Origin of the sequence: Candidatus Manganitrophus morganii (assembly GCA_021651055.1) — a bacterium.
Lineage (GTDB): Bacteria > Nitrospirota > Nitrospiria > SBBL01 > Manganitrophaceae > Manganitrophus > Manganitrophus morganii.
Genome location: JAJHOH010000001.1, coordinates 1,522,141 through 1,542,662 on the forward strand (window position 1 = coordinate 1,522,141; position 20,522 = coordinate 1,542,662).

General features: G+C 56.2%; 15 protein-coding genes. 2 read left to right on the forward strand and 13 right to left on the reverse strand.

The features are described 5' to 3' along the window. Positions 1–6: 6 nt before the first annotated feature. The 12 genes from MCM46_06785 to MCM46_06840 form a co-directional block, all read right to left on the reverse strand. Entirely contained in the window at positions 7–543 is a 537-nt protein-coding gene (locus tag MCM46_06785) for a DUF177 domain-containing protein (protein MCG3111517.1), read from the reverse strand. Positions 544–709: 166 nt separating this feature from the next. Continuing rightward, positions 710–1,033, reverse strand: a complete 324-nt coding sequence (gene erpA, locus MCM46_06790; protein MCG3111518.1) for an iron-sulfur cluster insertion protein ErpA — start codon at positions 1,031–1,033, stop codon at positions 710–712. 71 nt (positions 1,034–1,104) lie between these two features. Continuing rightward, the gene (gene nuoF, locus MCM46_06795) at positions 1,105–2,403 is read right to left on the reverse strand and encodes an NADH-quinone oxidoreductase subunit NuoF (protein ID MCG3111519.1); all 1,299 of its coding nucleotides are present in this window, start codon (positions 2,401–2,403) and stop codon (positions 1,105–1,107) included. A gap of 44 nt (positions 2,404–2,447) precedes the next feature. Beyond that, positions 2,448–2,648, reverse strand: a complete 201-nt coding sequence (locus MCM46_06800; protein ID MCG3111520.1) for a hypothetical protein — start codon at positions 2,646–2,648, stop codon at positions 2,448–2,450. Between the two features lie 243 nt (positions 2,649–2,891). Beyond that, a complete protein-coding gene (locus tag MCM46_06805; GenBank protein MCG3111521.1) occupies positions 2,892–4,202 on the reverse strand; it encodes a sigma 54-interacting transcriptional regulator in 1,311 nt (436 codons plus the stop codon). A gap of 89 nt (positions 4,203–4,291) precedes the next feature. Beyond that, positions 4,292–5,227, reverse strand: coding sequence for a malate dehydrogenase (gene mdh / locus MCM46_06810; GenBank protein MCG3111522.1), 936 nt, complete (start codon positions 5,225–5,227; stop codon positions 4,292–4,294). 77 nt (positions 5,228–5,304) lie between these two features. Beyond that, on the reverse strand, positions 5,305–6,048 hold the full coding sequence (locus tag MCM46_06815) for a tetratricopeptide repeat protein (GenBank protein MCG3111523.1): 744 nt from the start codon (positions 6,046–6,048) through the stop codon (positions 5,305–5,307). 2 nt (positions 6,049–6,050) lie between these two features. Further along, positions 6,051–7,112, reverse strand: coding sequence for a lytic murein transglycosylase (locus MCM46_06820; protein ID MCG3111524.1), 1,062 nt, complete (start codon positions 7,110–7,112; stop codon positions 6,051–6,053). Positions 7,113–7,259: 147 nt separating this feature from the next. Continuing rightward, a complete protein-coding gene (locus MCM46_06825) occupies positions 7,260–8,717 on the reverse strand; it encodes an HD domain-containing protein (GenBank protein ID MCG3111525.1) in 1,458 nt (485 codons plus the stop codon). A gap of 51 nt (positions 8,718–8,768) precedes the next feature. After that, the gene (locus tag MCM46_06830) at positions 8,769–9,140 is read right to left on the reverse strand and encodes a hypothetical protein (protein MCG3111526.1); all 372 of its coding nucleotides are present in this window, start codon (positions 9,138–9,140) and stop codon (positions 8,769–8,771) included. A gap of 10 nt (positions 9,141–9,150) precedes the next feature. Further along, entirely contained in the window at positions 9,151–9,435 is a 285-nt protein-coding gene (locus MCM46_06835; GenBank protein MCG3111527.1) for a hypothetical protein, read from the reverse strand. 71 nt (positions 9,436–9,506) lie between these two features. After that, complete coding sequence (locus MCM46_06840; protein ID MCG3111528.1) at positions 9,507–9,773, reverse strand: hypothetical protein; 267 nt, start codon at positions 9,771–9,773, stop codon at positions 9,507–9,509. A gap of 572 nt (positions 9,774–10,345) precedes the next feature. On the opposite strand from MCM46_06840, the gene MCM46_06845 reads away from it, so the two are divergent. Both MCM46_06845 and MCM46_06850 read left to right on the forward strand, forming a co-directional pair. Beyond that, positions 10,346–18,370: a PA14 domain-containing protein gene (locus MCM46_06845; GenBank protein MCG3111529.1), complete on the forward strand. Its 8,025-nt coding sequence runs from the start codon at positions 10,346–10,348 to the stop codon at positions 18,368–18,370. Between the two features lie 94 nt (positions 18,371–18,464). Beyond that, positions 18,465–19,415, forward strand: a complete 951-nt coding sequence (locus MCM46_06850) for a hypothetical protein (GenBank protein ID MCG3111530.1) — start codon at positions 18,465–18,467, stop codon at positions 19,413–19,415. Between the two features lie 3 nt (positions 19,416–19,418). On the opposite strand, the gene MCM46_06855 is transcribed toward MCM46_06850, so the two are convergent. Continuing rightward, positions 19,419–20,489 carry an AI-2E family transporter gene (locus tag MCM46_06855; GenBank protein MCG3111531.1) on the reverse strand — a complete coding sequence of 357 codons (1,071 nt, stop codon included), beginning with the start codon at positions 20,487–20,489 and terminating at the stop codon, positions 19,419–19,421. Positions 20,490–20,522 lie beyond the last annotated feature (33 nt).

The window sequence follows — 20,522 nt, forward strand, 5'->3', positions numbered from 1 at the left end:
TTCTCCTTACTTTGGCGATGATTTCTTATCGGTTAATTTCTTTAATTCAGCCCAGCGCGGATCAGGGATCTCCTGCACGCAATTGCACTCTTTGAGATTTAAATCTTGTCCGCACTGAGGACAAAGGCCGCGGCACTCTTCACTGCAGAGGGGCCGCATCGGCGTGGCCAAAATCAATTGGCCCTCCACCTCCTCACTGATATCGATGGTATCCCCTTCATAAAAAAGAAGGTCGAGATCTTCTTCCAGTAATTCCCGTTCCCCTTCGGTCGGAACCGCGTTTCGAGGAACATATTCGGCGTGAAAGTCGGCTTCAACCCGACTCGTTAGAGGCTTCAGGCAGCGGCTGCATTCTGCACTCACCTCCGCAGAGAGCGCGCCTCGGACGTAGACCTCTTCCTGATTATGTTTAACCGCCTTCACTCGAACCTGGACAGGACCTTTGATTGTAAATCCGCTTTCCGATAGGTCCCAATCTTTCGGGTCCTCCTCATAAGAAAGGAGAAGCCCCTCCTCCGGAATATCGTGAATTTTAATTTCCATTGCTCTTTCCTTTAAAAAATCGCATTATATGAAACGTTTCCCTGGCTGTCAAGCAATCTTAAGCCCAACGCTAAGACAAAAAAATGGGCCGATCTGAAGAACCGGCCCATTTCGTAGTGAATCGTACCTTCGATCTTATCGGAGCAGAAAACGCGCGCAACGCACGTTAGGCGCTGAACGACGACCCGCAACCGCAGGTCGATTTGGCATTCGGATTCTTAATCGCAAAACCGGCGCCCTGCAAACTATCCAAATAGTCGACCTCTGTCCCTTGGAGCATCGGCGCGCTATACGGATCGACAAAGAGCTTCACGCCGTGCATTTCAAGGACGCTGTCCTCTTCGGTCTCTTTTTCCTCAAAAGCCATTCCGTACTGATACCCCGAACACCCGCCGCCGGTGACATAGACCCGCAACCCATATCCGGCCTTCTGTTCGGCCTCCATGATTTCCTTCACCTTGGAGCCGGCTCTTTCAGTCAATGTGACCATTCTTCCCTCCGCTGTCTCTTTTTTAAAAGTAGGTTTATTATAACAAAAATTTACGCAGATTGCACATAAAACTAAGCCGTTCCGACCAGAGGACACGCCCCTTGCTGAACGTGAGCCACGTACTCCTCCCTGAAGCGCCGGAAAATGCTCTCAACCGCGATGGAAGCGCCTGTTAACAGGTAACAATAACCTCTTCCCTTGACCATTCCACAGACTTGTTCGATCTGCTGAAGGTCTTTCTCATCTCCCTGGCCCGATTCGATCTTTTCTAAAATCTCGGAGAGGTGGGCCGTGCCGAGCTTGCAGGGGGGACATTGGCCGCAGCTTTCTCTCGCAAAAAACCGGGCATATTGGATCGCAGATTGAACCATACAGGCATCTTCAGACATCACGATCACGGCGCCGGTTCCGAGACCCGATCCAATCGCCTTCAAAGCATCAAAATCAAGCGCCACATCGATCTGATCGGCGGCAATAATCGTATTAGAAGGCCCGCCTGGGAAGACCGCTTTCAGCTGTTTACCGCCACAGACCCCGCCCCCATACTCTTCAATTAGCTCCCGAAGAGAAGTCCCTAACGGAAGTTCATATAAGCCGGGCCTATTCACATCGCCCGTGAGGGTAAAAACCAATGTCCCAGGTGAAGTCGCGGTCCCAAGCGTTCGAAACCAATCGACCCCTTCTCTGATGATGTGCGCGACATTCGAGAGAGTCTCGGCATTATTCACCACGGTCGGCATGCCGTAGAGTCCTTGAATCGCGGGATAATAGGGCGGTTTTTGTCGAGGTTTGGCCGACCGACCTTCGACGACCTCCAGAAGCGCCGTTTCCTCTCCCGCTACGTAGGTACCGGGGCTCTTTGAGATCTTTAATTCTACGGAAAAAGCGGTTCCCTCAACCTGTTTTCCCCAATGTCCTTTTTCTTTCGCCGTTTGGAGCGCCTGCTCCATAAATTCGATCTCTTCTTCATAACGGCCGTTGATGTAAAGGTAAACCTCTGCGGCGCCGATGGCAAACGCGGCGAGAATGGCCCCTTCAATCAGTTGGTGGGGATTGAATCGGAGGAGATAGCGATCTTTGAATGTTCCGGGCTCATCCTCCGCTGCATTACAGCAAAGGTACTTTCGATCAGCCTTCCGCTGGACGACCATCTCCCATTTTTTCCCGGTGGGAAAACCGGCGCCCCCGCGGCCGCGAAGCCCGGAGTGCTTGATCATTTCCAGGACCCCGGACGGCCCTAGGGTATGGATCGCTCTCTGGAGTGCCGTGTAGCCTCGGCGGCTAAGATATTCCTCATAACTGATCGGCTGAACCGTCGACAACTGCTCCAGGGGAAGATCGTGATCGGTCAAAATATGCCGGCTCTGCACAATCGATTCCTTACGCCGAGGGTGAAACGGTTCTCTAAAAGGGCTTATGCCCTTGAAGAGGCCATCAATTTCCGATTTCTTGCTTGCATATGAGGACGATTTTCTCGATTGGCCACAATCACCGGATCAAGAATTTCACCGCAAATCAGACAGCGGTAGCCGTAAAAACAGATACGGCCGGTATCATCTTTCATATCTTCAAAAGCTTCCGTAATCATATTCCCCGTACACCTTGGGCAGTTCATCTGTTGCCTCCTTGGTAAAGGTTCGTTGTGAACTTACCTTTATGGATTGCAACAGAGGTGCCAAGCTCTTTTTAGTTATTTTTACTCTATAATTCAAAAGCTTATGTAATTTTATCCTTTTAAGGAATATGTTTAAAAAAGAAACAGCTATTCGCTTTAGACTCTTTTTAGACTCTTTTTTATTTAATATTTAATCTTATAATCAAATACTTATACGAATAACGTTTCATTTTTAAACAAGTTTCAAAAAGAAACATCCGACGGCTTGGCTATCGCATATTCCTTTACTTTTCGCCAAAGGGTTGTTCGGCTGAGTTTTAATCTTTCCGAAGTTTTTTTATAGTTCCAGCCGGTTTGATTTAATATTTTAAGGATGAGTTCCTGCTCCATCGCCCTTAGCGGATCTTCCTTTTCGATGACTTTTCCGATGATGTCATTGCGGGAGGGCTGAATATCCTTGAGGAGATGTTCCGCCTGAATCGTGTCCCCGGAACAGAAAACCATAACATGTTCAATAATGTTTTCGAGTTCCCGGATATTTCCCGGATAGTCATAGGCCATCAGGATCTCCATCGCCTCCGGCGAGACATGAGTCACCTTTTTCCCGGTCTCCTTATTAAACCGGGAAATAAAATGGGTGACCAGAAGCGGAATATCATCCTTGCGTTCCCGAAGCGGCGGAAGATGGATCGGCACAACACGAAGCCGATAGTAGAGATCCTGCCGGAATTCCCGCATTTCCACCGCTTTTTTCAAATCCTTATTCGTTGCAGCGATGATTCGAACATCGACTTTAAGCCGACGGGAGTCACCGACCTTCTCGAATTCGCCTTCCTGAATCACGCGAAGAAGCTTCACTTGGGTCGCCGGGCTGATATCTCCGATTTCATCCAAGAAAATCGTTCCGTTATCCGCCAACTCGAATCGACCCAGTTTGTGAGTAATTGCGCCGGTGAAGGCCCCTTTGACATGGCCGAACAACTCGCTCTCCAAAAGGCCTTCCGCCAGCGCCCCACAATTGACGCGAATAAAAGCCTTATCCTCCCTAGGGCTGAGATGATGAATCGAATGCGCGATCAGCTCTTTCCCGGTGCCGCTTTCCCCTTCGATCAAAACGGTCGAATTCGTCTTTGCAATCTTGGGAAGAAGGCGATAGATCTCCTGCATCTTCTCGCTTTTCCCGATGATATTTTCGAAAGAATATCTCTCCCGAAGCACCTCCTCCATCGCCTTGCTTTTAATTCGCTCTTCAATCAATTGCCACATGAATTTGGCGGAGAGCCCTCCGATCACTTCCACCTGGCCGGTAATTGTCTCCAATTCCTCTCGAACGGTCTTGCTCCCTGTGACATCGATAACCAGGTCGGTCCCGTCTCGGATCAACTTGCGATAATCGGTCGTCGTCGGAATTTTAAGGCGCCGGGCCAGATCGAGCCCCGGGGCATCCGGGTTGAGGTCGGCGATGCCGACAACCTTCACGAGGGGATCTTTATGTAAGATTTCGACCAGGGCGGTTCCGCCCCTCCCCCCCCCGATAATGGCGACCTTGGTCATGGAAAATAAGACCTCACTTAAGACGTTAATTAGATTAGATATTACTACAGATGTGCTTTAAAGCGGAAAGAATTCGGATGATAGAGCGATCAGATCATCTTATCGACGGCTTCACAAAGCTCCCTGACGGCCGTGGCGGATCGCCTGAAGTTCGCTTCTTCTTCTGGGGTCAATTGGATCTGGATGATCTCCTCGATTCCCCCTTGTCCCAATTTCACAGGCACACCGACAAAAAGATTGTCGATTTTATATTCCCCCTGACAGAGGACGGCGCAAGGAAGGATTTTTTTCTTATCTTTTATAATCGCTTCGACCATCTCGGCAACAGCCGCCGACGGAGCATAAAAGGCCGACCCTGTTTTGAACAATTTCACGATCTCGGCGCCGCCGTCGCGTGTCCTCTGGATGAGCGCATCCAATCTCTCTTTCGGCAACAATTCCGTCAATGGGATGCCGGCCACGGTCGTATACCGAGGAAGCGGAACCATGCTGTCGCCGTGGCCGCCGAGCACAAACGCATGTATGTTCTCGACCGAAACCCCCAATTCCATCGAAATAAAAGCGCGAAAACGGGCCGAGTCGAGCGCCCCTGCCATTCCAAGGACCCGCTCCCTTGGAAATCGGCTGACCCGATGCGCCACGTAGGTCATGGCATCGAGCGGATTGGAAACAACAATGAGAATTGCTTCCGGGGATCTCTGGACGACCTGCTCCGTCACCGTTTTAACGATTCCGACATTGACCCGTAGAAGATCATCGCGGCTCATTCCCGGCTTTCGCGGAACACCCGAGGTGATCACGACGATGTCCGAATTCGCCGTTTCCTCATAATTCGCTGTCCCGGTCAAGCGGGTATCATAGCCATAAATGGGGCCTGACTCCAAAAGATCGAGAACTTTCCCCCTAGGGAGATCCGGCTGAATGTCGAGCAACACGATATCGGCGAACTCTTTTTCTGCGAGCCTTTGCGCCGTCGTCCCGCCGACCTGTCCCGCGCCGACAATTGTAATTTTATTCTTCTTCATAACTATCTAATTTAATTGAATATGAGACTGAAGTGGGATCATTCTACCCGAAATAACGGGGTGATTGCAAGCAGAAGCTAGGGAGATTGAAGCTCGGTAAGGAGCTTCTCCGCCTCGGCCCGATCCATTTTCGATTGGACACGATCCGAAGGGTGGTCAATCGAGAGAAGTTTCTCCAAGGTCGCACTCGCCTTCTCTTTCTCCCCTTTTTCCAGATAACTCTTGGCCAGATCGAGATAGGAAGGTGTGCTGGCAGGGTTCAATCGGACCGCCTCCTGCAAAGCCTCAATCGATTTTTTGATCGATCCTCCCATCAAGCCGGGGACCTTCCGGTAGAGAACTCCCAGGACATGATGCGCCACATCGTTGGAAGGATCTCTTTCCAGCACGGCGTTCATCTCTTTCTTGATCGGAGAGATCAATGAAAGTGACTTCATGACCCCCTGTGTCTCCCCGATCCGTCCATAAGCGATGCCGAGCATCAGATGCCCTCCGATGCTCTGGGGATTCACTTCGATCGCACGCTTCGCCCAGCGCTCCCCTTCCTTATAACGGCCGAGTTTTTCCTCGGAAGAAGAAGCGATATCCCCTTGCCATCTATACGACTGGGAGAGTTTCCAGAGGGCCGCTTCGTTCTTCGGATCGATTTCCAGAACTTTTTTATAAAGCTCGACCGCCCGATCGGAATGGCCCGCCTCATCGCGCGTGTCATACATCCGGTCCCCCTCCGCCAGGAGAAAAGCCAGATCCGATTCGGGGGCCGTCTCACCCCAGGTCAATCCCTGTGAGGAAAAGAAGAAAAAGAAGGCCCAAAGAAGCATCTTCACGAATTTTCTCTCTTGATCAGCATCTCCGAAAGATCGGCGACCACCAACGCGTAATTAAGAGAATAGTTGTAGGAGGTGATCGTTCTAAAATTTCCAAAGAGCGCCAAGAGCGCTTCCGTCCCCTCCTGCGGTTGATAGAGTGCGAACGAAACCGCCTCATCTTTCTGGATCGATGCAGGGAGCGGGATTTGAATTCCCAACTCGACGGCCTTCGCGATCGGAATGGTCTTGCGAATTCCCATCTCCACCTTGTTCTGTGCTTCCGGAGAATCGCCCGCAAAACGGGCCGGAAGATAGGTCAACCCGTTTCGTTTCCATCCGAACGTTTTTAAGTAGTTGGCGACACTGGCAAAAATATCTTCTTTCGACGTCCAGAGATTTTTCTTCCCATCTTTATCAAAGTCGACGGCATGTTTTCGAAAGCTGGTCGGCATAAATTGAGGCACCCCGAAGGCCCCCGCATAGGAGCCGTTGACGGAGAACGGATCAATTCCCTCTTCCCGGCAAAGGAGAAGATAAGCGATCAGTTCCTCCCGATAAAAACGCTCTCGTCGTGGATAGAGGGAATAAGCGGTATTCAAAATATCGAAGACCCGGTACCTTTCGATCCCAGGCTGACCGAATTTTGTTTCGACGCCGAGGATACTGCAGATGATTTCCATCGGAACGCCAAATTCAGCTTCGACTCCCTGAAGGAGTTCGGCGTTCTCCTGGAGGTAGGCCTGTCCTCGTACGACCAACGCATCGTTGATGAATCGCTTCCGGTATGCGTAGTAAGGGAGAATCTCTGCCGGTCTCTCAAATTTTTCAATGATCTCGGGCTGAAGGACCACCTTGCCGAAAATGGCTTTCAATTCGGCGGCCCCAAACTGATGGCGCTGTGTCAGATCTTTTATTAAGGAGGCATACCGCAGATCGTCCAGATTCAGGGAAGAAGCAGAAGAGGGTTCAGCGTGGGCCAGGAGCAAATCGGCCCGGGAAAGATCGAGCGAGAGAAGGGCGCCCCATCCGAGCACCCGCGGGAAGAGCGATTTTAAAAAGATTCTTCGGCTTTCCAAACAACCCTCCCCCGTTCAAGGCGCTCCCGGATTTCCGTTCTTGGTCAGGGGAAACGCGTGACGCATGAAAACATAGAAACTAGAAAACTAGAATAGAAGATGTCCCCCTTTTTGTCAACGCTCGCAGAATGGGAGGAAAGGCGGTGCTTAAACGCTCGTCTGGATGCTGGGAGGAAGACCGGCGAGGGCCTCTTCCGCGATACGAGACAACAGGGCGTCGTTGTCATGATTGAGGGCGAAGATGCGGCACTGGATCAATTTGGCCGGAATGGAGTCGACATATTCGGTGAGCGCCTCTTTGGAGACGACGCGCGTTGATGGATTAAAGACATAGACCTGGCGCTCTCCCATCATCAACGGGTTCATCGGCCTTGGATCCTGACTCGCCATATCGACCCGGAAGGGAAGGTCGCTCAATTCGGCGGGAAGGCGCTTTCGCATCTCCGCCTCCAGATCGGCCGGATTCATAATCCATCTCCCCTTTTCGGCCTTCTCGATCGAAAAGTTCGTGTCATAGGCCATCTTCCACTTCACGTCCCGAAGGAGGATCTTCTCCCACTCCTCATAGAGGGAGCGCTTGGTTTTGGACTTGGATTCCTTCCACGACTTCACCTCCAGAAGGAGCGACCAATCGGTCAGATCGACATACGCATCCAGCCGCTCCAGCGGATTGTGGGGAAAGATCGCCTTGAGGGTCTCCCGGAAGATATCTCTCAGGTGCATGTCGAGCGACCGGGTAGTCCGATGATAGTAGACGTTGAAATAGAGATACGAGCGGGCGTTCAAGAACATCGTCAAGGCGGAGAGTCCGGCCTTGTGCAGCGTCAGTCCCTGCTCGGTGAAAAACGTGTAATGCATCAAGCGATCGAGATCGACCGGGCCGATCGCCACGCCGCACATGTACGAATCACGGAGAACATAATCAAGATTGTCGGCGGTGAAGATCCCGGAAAAAAGCGGCTTGAGCATGACCAGCCATCGGGGATAACTTTCCGGCGTCTTGAAATCTTTGTCCTTGTGAATCAGAAAAGCGACATGTTCCGGATCGAGCGTCTCCCTCGGAGCGAACTCCCCGCCGGGGCTTCTTCGAATCCGCCGGATGATCGGAGCCAGCTCCTGCCGAATGATCGCCTGGCCGAGCTTTTCGTGAGTCAAATAAAATTCGTCGAGAAAATTATCGTCGAAGAAATGACAGAACGGTCCATGGCCGATGTCGTGAACGAGAACCGACACCCGCAGAAGCGCTTCAATAAAAGGATAAGAAGGGGCGCCTGGAATCACCTCTTTGAGGGAAGGATAAAGGTGGCGGGCGAATCGCCCCGCCACATGCATCGCCCCGAGAGAATGGACAAACCGGGAATGCTCCGCGGAAGGATAAACCCAGCGCGCCGACTGGAGCTGATTGATATACCGGAGCCGCTGCATCCAGCGAGAGTCGATCAGCTCTTTTTCAGTCGCCTCGTCTCGTTTTCCGAAAGGAACGGTAAAGCTGATGTAGTTATGGATCGGATCGGCGATCAGCGCCAGCCCTTCGTAAAGCATCTCCCGGCTGCTGAGCGCGCCCGAAGCGGCCAAGTCTTCCGTATGGGAGGGATGTTTTTGCATTGGGAAAAATCATAGTCCATTTCATGGAACGGCGCAAGAGGAGAACACGCGTCAGAACGGTTCTTCGAATTTTGCGAAAAGGATCCGGCAGACTCGTTCGTGCTCTTCCCTGAGGCCGGCATCAAGCTGGTCCCATCGATATTTTCGTTCGATCTCGGCTTTGACCTGCTCCATCTGGGGAAGGGTCGGATATTCGAAGGGGGCGCCGATGCCGGCAAAGGCGGCGCTGGCAACCTCGCGCATCTCCCGCGCCTTCTCCTGGCGCCACGAGGCCGGATCGGGGATGGAGGCCCCCGCCCCCTCCTCTCTTTTCTGAAGGGTCAAGATGAACGAGGCCATCATCGCATCCCGGACGGTATTCGCCGAGAGGATCTTCTTGGAGAGCTTCTCCTGAATAAACCCCGCCGGGTCTCGAAACATCATTCTGGCCTCGTCACGTATAGATCTTGCTGAGGAGAAAAACAAAACCGGGAATGAAAAGGAAAGGATAGAGAAGAAGCGCCGTAAGACCGATCCAAAGTTTCGTCACAAAGAGGGAGACGAAACCAAGAACAAAGAGGGCATTTGAAAGGATGGAAAGCATCGAAAGAAACCGCTGGCTTTGAAAAGCGCGCGGCCGGGCGTAGACCGGATGGCGAAGGTGGAAATCCGCCAGCGCCTTTAAGAAGGCCGAGAAGAGCACAACGGTTCCGCCGAATAAGAATTGACCGCTCCACATGACCCAACCGAATCTTTGTTGGGCGGAGTATATCAGATCATTTCGGGAGAAACCAGCGTTTCTAAAAAGAACTACTCGGGGGTGAGACTCGGTTGGTTTTTCTCGATCTGCTGGCTTCGTTCAGAACCGAGTTGAATGACATCGAAAGCGACATAGCTGAGGGCGAAAAAAATAGAAACAACAACCAAGAATTTCAAAAATTTTCCGGGAAAGCGAACAGCAAAAAGAAGGAAGAGCAGCAAGAGCACCACGCCGACCCCCTTGGCCGCCAGCGGGGAAAGGCCGGTCTGGTTCACCCCCGCCTGCAACGTACTTTGGATAAAGTCTAGAAAACCCATTTGCGCTCCTCTCTATTCCCATAGAGAAGGATAGATGCCAAACCCTAAGTTGTCAATCAAAGAGCCGTCGGCCGCGCCGGCGTCGTGCACTTAAGGTGGTGTTGCCGACCTCCAAAAGAAATGGAAACGAAAAAGTTCAATATTTAATGAATTTTTGCTTGCATTCCGACCGGAAATGTAAGAAGGTAATTCAGGGATTTTTAGGACAACACTCTAAGTATCCTTTTGCACCTTAAAGAACCAAACCAAGGAGGGTAGCAAGAACCTAATTACGACATACCCCTGCAGGGTTTTATCCTTCGATCGTTTTTCCGGCTACTTCATTCCGCAGGCATCCTCATTATCACTATCATCATGCCTTTGCGTTCTGGTTTTCGTCGCTTCATCCATACATGTTCGAAGAACCCAAACGACACCAGACACCCCTTTTACGAGGGGATTGTCGGGTCGGGGGATATCCCATAATATAGGATTCCCTTTGGGAATCAATGCGCTCTCAAGCTCGAAGGCGCTCCGTAAACGTATAACGTATAAAGAACCAGAACAAGGAAGACAAAGTAAAAACAAGGTCCATGAAGCAACCCTCTTTTTGTACAACGATTGCCCTGCTCATCTTGGCAACCCTCTTCTTCTGGAGCGGCTCCGCCTATGCCGACACCCTCATCCTCCATCCTTCCGGCAGCGCATCCGGCGATCAGACAGACCAATACGTCGGCGGCACCGCCGTCACCGCGCTCGACACAAACGACGGGAGCACCTCGTATGGAGACCTCTCCTCTGAAGATACGGCGCGCCTTGCACTGGACGATTCGGCAAATTTAGGAACGATCACTTCGGTGCGAATCAGAGGGGTCCTCAGAAGCGACAGCGGCTGGAGCGACGGCGAATTCCGAATCGGCCTGAGAACCAATGGAGCCGATTTTTGGAGTAGTACGCTCGACGCAGGCGACTCCTACCAGCTCTATTCCGGCAATCTTTATTCGACAAATCCCAACACGGGGACCGCTTGGACATGGGCAGAGATCAATGCCTTGAATGCGCTCGTCGACAACACCGACCGATCGACAGACCTTCGGATCACCGAACTTTTTGCAGAGATCATCTATCAGCCCCCCGTCACCCTATCGATTACAAAATCAGGTACCGGAACAGGAACCGTCACCTCCTCGCCTGCAGGGATCGATTGCGGGGCAACCTGTTCTGCTACGTTTAATATCAACACGTCGGTCACTCTCACCGCCGCCCCGGCTGCAAATTCCACCTTCACCGGATGGTCGGGGTGCAACAGCACCTCGGGAACCTCCTGCACCGTGACGATGAGCGCCGCAAAAACGGTGACGGCCTCCTTCACCCTTCAGACCTTCCCCCTGACGGTCACAAAGAGCGGCACGGGGACCGGTATCGTCACCTCTTCCCCGGCCGGAATCAACTGCGGCGCCGCCTGCTCCGCGATTTATAGCAGTGGAACGGTCGTGACCCTCTCTCCTCTCCCCTCTGCAGATTCCGACTTCACCGGTTGGTCCGGTTGCGACAACGTTTCCGGAACTTCTTGCACCATGACAATTAATACGGCAAAGACGGTCACCGCAACCTTCACATTAAAAGTGTTCGCGCTCTCGGTCGCAAAAACCGGAAATGGCGGGGGAACCGTCACCAGTAGTCCGGCCGGAATCAACTGCGGCGCAACCTGTTCCGCTTCTTTTAACTTCGGAACGCCGGTGACATTAACCGCCGCTCCGTCGGCCAATTCTAATTTCACCGGATGGTCCGGCGCCTGCACCGGAACCGGAAACTGCACCGTCACGATGGATGCGGTCCGATCGGTCACCGCAACATTTACACTGAAAACCTTTACTCTCTCGGTCGCCACCGCCGGAAACGGGACGGTGACCAGCGACGTCGGCGGGATCAACTGCGGCGCAAATGGAAACGTCTGCTCGGCCTCTCTCACTATCGGAGCCGCGGTCAAGCTGACCGCCACCCCGGCCGGGGGCGCTACCTTCTCCGGCTGGTCCGGCTGCGACAGCGCCGCCGGGAACACCTGCGACCTCGCCATGAACACCAACCGCTCGGTCGCCGCCAGCTTCGGGGTTCAGACCTACTCTCTCACGGTCAACAAGCTCGGCAACGGGACCGGGACCATCACCTCTTCCCCCGCCGGCATCGACTGCGGCAGCAGCTGTTCAGCGTTCTTCAACGCCGCCACGACCGTGACCCTTACCACGACGACGGCCGAGGATACCGACTTTACAGGATGGTCCGGCGCCTGCACGGGAACCGGTCATTGTGTCGTCACCATGGATGCAGCCAAATCGGTCACGGCGACATTTACATTGAAAAGCTTTACCCTCACCGTCGCCAAAAACGGGTCGGGAACCGGAACAGCAACGAGCAACCCGGCCGGAATCAACTGCGGCGCCACCTGCTCGGCTTCTTTTAACAATGGGACATCGGTCACGCTGACCGCCGCACCCGCCGCCAATTCGATCTTCGCCGGCTGGTCGGGCTGCAACAGCGCTGCGGGAGCCTCCTGCACCGTGACGATGAGCGCCGCTAAATCGGTCACCGCCACCTTCAACATTCAGACCTTTGCGCTAACCGTGAATAAAGGGGGAACCGGCACAGGAACCGTGACCTCCTCCCCTGCCGGGATCAACTGCGGCGCCGCCTGCGCCTCCAACTTCAACGCCGGGACCGCCGGGACCCTCACCGCGACAACATCGGCCGATTCTGATTTCACCGGCTGGTCGGGCGCGTGCAGCGGAACCGGGAGCTGTAACGTCACGATGGATACGGCCAGGTCGGTGACCGCCACCTTCACCCTGAAGAATTTCACCCTCTCGATCGCCAAGACGGGGACCGGAGCCGGAACGGTCACCTCTTCACCCGCAGGAATCAATTGCGGCGCCACCTGCTCCGCCTCTTTTAACGCGGGCGCTTCAGTAACATTAACCGCAACCCCGTCGGCCAACTCTCTTTTCGCCGGGTGGAGCGGCGCCTGCTCGGGAACCGGTACCTGCTCCGTGACGATCGACGCCGCCAAGTCGGTCACGGCGATATTCAATTTGCAAACGTTTAGCCTCTCGGTCGCCAAAGCCGGAACAGGCACGGGAACCGTCTCCAGCAGCCCAACCGGGATCGACTGCGGGACGACCTGCTCTTTTAATTTCACGACCGGGACCACGGTCACCCTCGCCGCCGCGGCCGCCGGTAATTCCGTGTTCGCCGGGTGGTCGGGAGGATGCAGCGGCACAGGCAGCTGTGTGGTCACCATCGACGCGGCTAAATCGGTCACCGCGACGTTTAATCTTCAGACCTTCAGCCTCTCGGTCGCTAAAACCGGGAACGGAACCGGCACGGTGACCTCCTCCCCCGCCGGGATCAACTGCGGCGCAACCTGCTCATTCCCCTTCAACAGCGGCACCGTTGTCACCTTGACCGCGGCCCCCGCGGCAAATTCGACCTTCACAGGGTGGTCGGGTGTTTGCAGCGGAGTCGGAAATTGTATCGTGACCATCGACGCCGCCAAATCGGTCAGCGCCAACTTCACCCTACAAAACTTCAATCTCTCAGTCACCAAAACCGGAACAGGTACGGGGACCGTCACCTCCTCCCCCGCCGGAATCGACTGCGGCGCAACTTGCTCCGCCTCGTTTGGCTCAGGCGCCTCTGTGACATTAACGGCCGCCCCTTCGGCCGGCGCCATCTTCGCAGGCTGGAGCGGCGCCTGTTCCGGAACCGGAACCTGTCTCGTCACAATGGACGCCGCGAAGAGCGTCACCGCCACCTTTAATGTGCAGACTTTCAGTCTCGCAGTAACGAAGGCCGGAACGGGGAGCGGAACCGTCACGAGCAGCCCGGCCGGGATCAACTGCGGGACGACCTGTTCGTTTACCTTCACGACCGGGACCACGGTCACCCTCACCGCCCCCCCCTCCGCCGATTCGGTGTTCATCGGCTGGTCGGGGGCATGCAGTGGGACCGGCAATTGTGTCGTGACGATGGATGCCGCCAAATCGGTCACGGCCAACTTTAACCGTCAGACCTTCGGCCTCACTCTGACGAAGAGCGGGACGGGGACCGGAACGGTCGTCAGCAGTCCGGCCGGGATCAACTGCGGGGCCGATTGCTCGGAAACATACACAATCAACACCCCTGTTTCCCTCACCGCAACGCCGGGGGACGACTCCGACTTCACCGGCTGGAGCGGGGCCTGCTCCGGCACCGGGCCTTGCTCCGTGACGATGGACGCGGCCAAATCGGTCACGGCCAATTTCACGTTAAAAACCTTCACCCTCACCGTTACAAAATCGGGAAGCGGGAGCGGCACCGTCGCCAGCAGTCCCGTCGGGATCAGCTGCGGAACCGACTGTTCCGAAATCTACGATTTCAACACCCTGGTCTTTTTGACCGCGACCCCCGGCTCGGATTCGCTCTTTACAGGCTGGTCCGGCGCCTGCAGCGGAGGGGCCGCGACCTGCTCCGTCCTCCTGGACGCCGCCAAAACGGTGACGGCGAATTTCATCAGACGCTTCCCCCTCGCTGTGTCGAAAGCCGGAACCGGCGTCGGCACCGTGACGAGCAGCCCTGCCGGAATCAATTGCGGGGCCGATTGCTCGGAGATGTACACGATGAACAGTTCAGTCACCCTCACCGCCGCGCCCGACGTCAACTCGGACTTCACCGGCTGGTCCGGGGGAGGCTGCGCCGGAACGGCGGCGACCTGCACCGTCGCGATGGACGCGGCAAAAACCGTCATCGCCACCTTCACCTTAAAGAGCTTGGGGCTCTCTGTCACCATAACGGGAACCGGAAGGGGGACGGTAACGAGCAACCCCGCCGGGATCAACTGCCCGACCGATTGCTCGGAGCCTTATACGATCAACACAACGGTGACACTCACCGCCGCGCCGGAGGCCGATTCCAACTTCACCGGCTGGTCCGGTGGAGGTTGTGCCGGAACGGCCCCATGTAACGCGACCGTCGACGCGGCGAAATCGATCACCGCCACATTTACGCTCAAGACCTTTGCGCTGGCGGCAAACAAAACCGGGACAGGAACCGGGACGGTGGCGAGCAGTCCGGCCGGGATCAATTGCGGGGCTGATTGTAACGCCTCTTATAACGCCGGGAGTCAGGTTACATTGACCGCCTCACCCAACACCGACTCCCTCTTTACCGGCTGGAGCGGGGCCTGCAGCGGCACCGCAGCCTGCGTCGTAACGATCGACGCCGCGAAGACGGCGATAGCCGCCTTCACCCTCAAGCCGGTTCTGACCGTGACGAAGACGGGGAGCGGAACCGTCACCAGCGACCCCGCCGGGATCAGCTGTGGAACCGACTGTTCACAATCCTTCGGCAACTTCACCACCCAAGTCACCCTGACGGCCGCACCCGACGCGAATTTCGACTTCACCGGCTGGTCCGGCTGCAACAGCACCAATGGAACTTCCTGCTCCGTCACGATGAGTCAATCAAAGTCGGTCACCGCGACATTCACGCTCAAAACATTTGGGTTGAACGTTACCAAAACCGGGACAGGAACCGGGACGGTGACGAGCAACCCGGTCGGGATCAATTGCGGAACAGATTGTAACCAGTCTTATGATTCCGGAACACAGGTGACCTTGACCGCCGCTCCCGCAACCAATTCGACCTTCACCGGATGGTCCGGCGCTTGTTCCGGAACCGGCAATTGCATCGTGACGATCGATGCCGCGAAAAACGTGGCCGCCACCTTCGCATTGAGAACCTTTACCCTCTCCGTCACGACCTCAGGAAACGGGACGGTTACCAGTAACCCAGCCGGCATCAGCTGCGGCGCCGGCGGCGCCTGTTCGGCCACTTTTAACATCGGCGCCCAGGTCACGCTCACCGCCACCCCGGACACCCACGCGACCTTTACCGGCTGGGGGGGAAACGCTTGCAGCGGCGGTCAGGCCACTTGTACCGTGACGATGGATGCCGCCCAGTCGGTCTCCGCCAACTTTGGCCTCCGGACCTTTGATCTGACGGTGACCAAAACCGGATCGGGAAGCGGAACGGTCAGCTCTTCACCGGCGGGGATCACCTGCGGTGCAACCTGCTCGTTCTCTTTTAACAGCGGCGCAACCGTTACCTTGACCGCTTCTCCTTCGGCCGACGCGAATTTCACCGGCTGGTCGGGGGCCTGCGGGGGAACCGGAAGTTGCTTCGTGACGATGGATGCGGCCAAGTCGGTCAACGCTAATTTCACCCTCAAGACCTTCGCTCTCTCGGTCGTCAAGGAGGGAACCGGAACCGGGACAGTCACTTCCGACCCCTCCGGGATCAATTGCGGCGCCACCTGCTCCTTCTCATTTAACATCGGGTCGACGGTGACGTTGACCGCCGCCCCCACCGGCAATTCCACCTTTACCGGCTGGTCCGGAGCCTGCACCGGGACCGGCAATTGCGTGGTGACCACCGATGCCGCCAGGAGCGTCACCGCCACCTTCACCGCGCCGCTGACCTTCACCCTCACCGTGAGCCGGACCGGGAACGGCCTCGTCACCAGCACTCCGGGGGGAATCGATTGCGGGACGACCTGCACCTCCGTCCCGCTCAACCCCGACACCCGGATCACCCTGACCGTCGTTCCCGCCGCGGGCGCCCCTTTCCAGAACTGGGGAGGAGCCTGCTCCGGCACGCAGACCACCTGCACCCTGACGCTCGACGGCGACAAGACGGTCAGCGCCAACTTCGCCAACGGGTTTACCCTCTCCGCGAACAGCGCCTCGGTCGCCATTCAGAAAGGAACCTCCGGGTCGGTCTCCTATAATATCGCGTCAACGCAGGGATTCACCTCGCCGGTCGCGCTGACACTGACCGGCGCGCCCGCCGGGGTGACCGGCACTTTCTCTCCCAATCCCGCCGCCCCGCCCGGCAACGGATCGATCAAACCGACCTTGACCCTCAACATCGATGGGACGGTCGAATGCCACGATTACAACCTCACGGTCACCGGCGCCGGCGGCTTCCTGACCCAGTCGGTGGGACTGACCTTGACGGTCACCTGCAACGGCCTGAAAGGGGAATACTTCAACACCCCCGATCTGACCGGACCGATGTTGACGCAAACCGATCCGAAAATCGATTTCACCGGATGGGGCTCGGGACCCCCCATCCAAGGGATCGATCCGGAGACCTTCTCCGTCCGCTGGACCGGGCAGATCCAGATCGATCGCGCCGAGTCCTACCTCTTTAACATCATCACCAACGACGGCGTCCGCCTTTGGATCGACGGGGCGTTGGTGATCGACCATTGGGAGCAGACCGACCATCTCGTCTCCCTGGAGAAAGGGGTGGCGTTCAACGCCTCCGGCCTGCACGACATCAAGCTCGAATATTCCGAAAACACGGGGCAGGCCCTCCTTCAGCTCAACTGGTCGTCGAATTCGATCGGCTGGCAGGTGATCCCGGAATCGCATCTGACCACCCCGAAATCGTCCGGCGCCCCTCCGACGCTGAAATGGACCGGCGAGCCGAACTATCAGACCGACGGCCTCGATCCGGAAACCGGCACGGTCAACGGCACGTCTTTCAAATTCCGCGTGACGTATACCGATCCTGACAACAACCCGCCGCTCCCCGGCTATCCGAGGGTTCACCTTCTGCAGGGTGGAAAAGAAATCGCCGGGAGTCCGTTCGAAATGCTCTTTGAGAGAGGAACCCCCGCGGCCGGGGCCGTCTACAACTACAGCCGCCTCCTTCAAGCGGGGTTCGATTACACCTATTATTTCGACGCCGTCGACGCCACCGGGGTGCAGGCGATCGCCTCTCCGGCCGCGCCGACGCCGGCCGTCCCCCTGACCGGGCCGCAGGTCGGCGCTTCGGAAACCGTCACGTTATCGAGCCCGCGCGGGGCGATCGTCATGACCACCTCCGCGGGGGCCTTTGAGCGAATCGATATCGGCGATCTTGCGAATCTGACCGTGCCGCCGGCCGACACAACCTTCCCTTACGGCGTCCTCTCCTTCAAACTTCAGGGGTTGGCCCCCGGGGAGGAAGCGGTCGTCAGCGCCACCTTCCCGGAGCCGATCTCCGGCGAGGGACAACCCCAGTGGCTCTGGTACGATTCACAGAACAATCAGTTTGTGGCGGTCGAAGCGACCGGGTCGCTCCTCTCCGGCGGAAACACCATCCGCATGACGCTGAAGGACGGCGGCATGGGAGACGGCGATCATGCCGCGAACGGCGTCATCGAGAATATCGCCGGCCCGGCCTTCAAAGCGGGCGCGGCGCCGGCCCCTCCCCCCGGCGGCGGAGGAGGAGGCGGGGGCGGCGGCTGCTTTATCGCCACCGCGGCGTATGGCAGCTATCTCGACCCGCACGTCAAGGTCCTTCGGGACTTCAGAGACCGCTATCTTTTGACGAATCTTCCGGGACGTCTCTTCGTCGAGGCCTACTACCGCGCCTCGCCGCCGATCGCCGACGTCATCCGCAAGCATGACTCCCTCCGAACGGTCGTCCGTTGGACGCTGACCCCGCTGGTCCTCTTGGTCGCCTACCCCTGGGGCGGGGTCGCCCTGCTGGCGCTGGCGTTAACGGCCCGACGCCTGCGAAAAAACCGCCCGTAAAAAACATTGGGACGCCGATCCGGAATGCCGACTTTTCTCTCCGGAGAACGGCAAATCAGTTGACTTGCTCTTCCCACCATGGCAACATCAAAAAATGAAACGCAAGCTCACCGCTCTATGGATCCTCGTCAGTTTTACATTGTTGCTCCCCCCCTTCTCCTTCGGCGAGCCGGAGACCCTCTACTATTCCGATCGCTTTGTTTTCCGGAGCAGGGAGGTGGATGATCTCACCCTGGTCATCCTGAATTTCAGCCGAGGGAAAGAGGGAGAGAAGTACTATGGGGAGTTCTTTGGCGCGGTCTTTACCCAGACCGGATGGTGGTTTCTGGAGGGAAACGATAAATATTTCTATAAACCGGGAAACCTGGAGACCATCCAGCCCTCTTATTTCGCGAAGGCGGACGGATCGGCCGTCTCCGGATTTAAGCTTCGCTACGACGGGGGGGATTTCACCCTCAATCTCTCCAGCGGGCCGACCCAGCCGCTCTACACCCCCGATGCGGGGAAGACCCTGCAAAAACAGCTCGGCGTGGCCGAGGCGGTTCTCAATATTCGCGGGCAGGAGCATTGGGGAGAGGTGGTTCACGAGACGGTCATCTGGCAAGGCTTCAACGGCTTAAAACGCTACAAGGGACTCTTCAAAGAGTACCTTTCCTTCTATCTCATCACCGAGAAGGGGCGCGAGATCTACTTGCACCAGAATAAATCGAACCCGAAGGAATTTCTTAACAAATACGGCCTTTCGGAAACCTTCCTTCCGGAGGGGGGGCTGATCCGATCGGGCCCCAAATCGACCTACTTTTTCAAACCGCCGATCCCCTTCTCCCTCCTCGACAGCACCCATCCCCCTTTCGCCCTCTACACCCTGCCGCAGCGATGGAAGATCGATGCCCCCTCCGTCGGCACCCTGTTCATCTGGTCGCGTGGAAATGCCTCCAAAAATTGGATCTGGGGGGGATACTACCTCATGTCTATCGAAGGGGTGCTCAAAACGGGGACCACCGAAGAGCGGGTCTGGGGACTGGCGGAATACATTCCGAATTAAGCTCTACGCTCTATAGAGCGAAGAGCGCCGATAGTGTTCGGCGAGCGCTTTGAGAAGGACGACGACCACCGCCGCCCCGGGGACCGCCAGGAGAATCCCGACGAAACCGAAGAGATCCCCCCCGATATAGATCGCTGCAATCACGACCAACGGATGAAGCCCCACCTGCTGCCCCATGACCAGCGGGGCGATCACCAATCCCTGGACCGACTGCACCGCCGCAAAGAGGAAAACAACATAGAGCGGATGGAGAAAGTCCTGATACTGGAGGAGGCTTACCAGGACAGCGAGGGAAAGCCCGACGATAAAGCCGACATAGGGGACAATTTCGCCGAAGGCGGCGATGATCCCCAGAACAAACGCCAGATCAACACCGATCAGCGTCAAGCCGATCCCGTATAAGACCGCAAGAAAGAGAATCACGAGGAGCTGCCCCCGGATGAATCCGGCCAGCGACCGGTCGAGCTCACGGAGCCATCGGGAGACCTCCGGCCGATGCCTCGGTGGAATGTACTCCCACACCTTCGCTTTCAGCGTCTCGAAGTCTTTTAGGAAATAATAAAAAGCGAACGGAATGACAATCAGGTTCGCGATGACGGCAAGGAGGTAGGCCGTATTCGAGAAGACGGAGAGGAGAATCGCCGTCACCGGCCGGAAAATGTTCGGGGCCTCCTCCCTCAGTCTCGGGAGAATGGCTTCCGAAATTTCCTCATAGGTTTTCGGGATGTGAATATCGAACCGTTGCTCGAGATAGGGAAAGAGATTGGTCCGGACATGTTCGAAGTAGCGCGGGAGCTGCTCCAAGGCACGGGTGGTCTCTTCCTGGATCACGGGAATCACCACCAACAGGAAGAGAGCCAGGGCGGCGGCGATAAGGATGATAACAAACCATATAGCTAAAGAGCGGCGGATCTTTTTCCGTTCCAGGAAGCCGACGACCGGATCAAAGGCATAGGCCAGAAGAAAAGCGAGCAGAAATGGGATGAGAATGCTGCGGGCTAAGTAGACGATCCCGATCCCGAGCGCCAGGATCGCCAGCCACCCCCAACGTCCTCCCCGCCTCGCTTCCGCCATCTGCTGTGAACGCCTTTTATATTTTGAACTAAT

Excerpts from the sequence above, each read along its gene's own strand:
- MCM46_06800 (MCG3111520.1), bottom strand. The coding sequence starts at position 2,648 with ATGAACTGCCCAAGGTGTACGGGGAATATGATTACGGAAGCTTTTGAA.
- MCM46_06815 (MCG3111523.1), bottom strand. The coding sequence starts at position 6,048 with ATGCTTCTTTGGGCCTTCTTTTTCTTCTTTTCCTCACAGGGATTGACC.
- MCM46_06840 (MCG3111528.1), bottom strand. The coding sequence starts at position 9,773 with ATGGGTTTTCTAGACTTTATCCAAAGTACGTTGCAGGCGGGGGTGAAC.
- MCM46_06845 (MCG3111529.1), top strand. The coding sequence starts at position 10,346 with ATGAAGCAACCCTCTTTTTGTACAACGATTGCCCTGCTCATCTTGGCA.
- mdh (MCG3111522.1), bottom strand. The coding sequence starts at position 5,227 with ATGAAGAAGAATAAAATTACAATTGTCGGCGCGGGACAGGTCGGCGGG.
- MCM46_06835 (MCG3111527.1), bottom strand. The coding sequence starts at position 9,435 with ATGTGGAGCGGTCAATTCTTATTCGGCGGAACCGTTGTGCTCTTCTCG.
- MCM46_06825 (MCG3111525.1), bottom strand. The coding sequence starts at position 8,717 with ATGCAAAAACATCCCTCCCATACGGAAGACTTGGCCGCTTCGGGCGCG.
- MCM46_06855 (MCG3111531.1), bottom strand. The coding sequence starts at position 20,489 with ATGGCGGAAGCGAGGCGGGGAGGACGTTGGGGGTGGCTGGCGATCCTG.
- MCM46_06805 (MCG3111521.1), bottom strand. The coding sequence starts at position 4,202 with ATGACCAAGGTCGCCATTATCGGGGGGGGGAGGGGCGGAACCGCCCTG.
- MCM46_06850 (MCG3111530.1), top strand. The coding sequence starts at position 18,465 with ATGAAACGCAAGCTCACCGCTCTATGGATCCTCGTCAGTTTTACATTG.
- MCM46_06785 (MCG3111517.1), bottom strand. The coding sequence starts at position 543 with ATGGAAATTAAAATTCACGATATTCCGGAGGAGGGGCTTCTCCTTTCT.
- erpA (MCG3111518.1), bottom strand. The coding sequence starts at position 1,033 with ATGGTCACATTGACTGAAAGAGCCGGCTCCAAGGTGAAGGAAATCATG.
- MCM46_06830 (MCG3111526.1), bottom strand. The coding sequence starts at position 9,140 with ATGATGTTTCGAGACCCGGCGGGGTTTATTCAGGAGAAGCTCTCCAAG.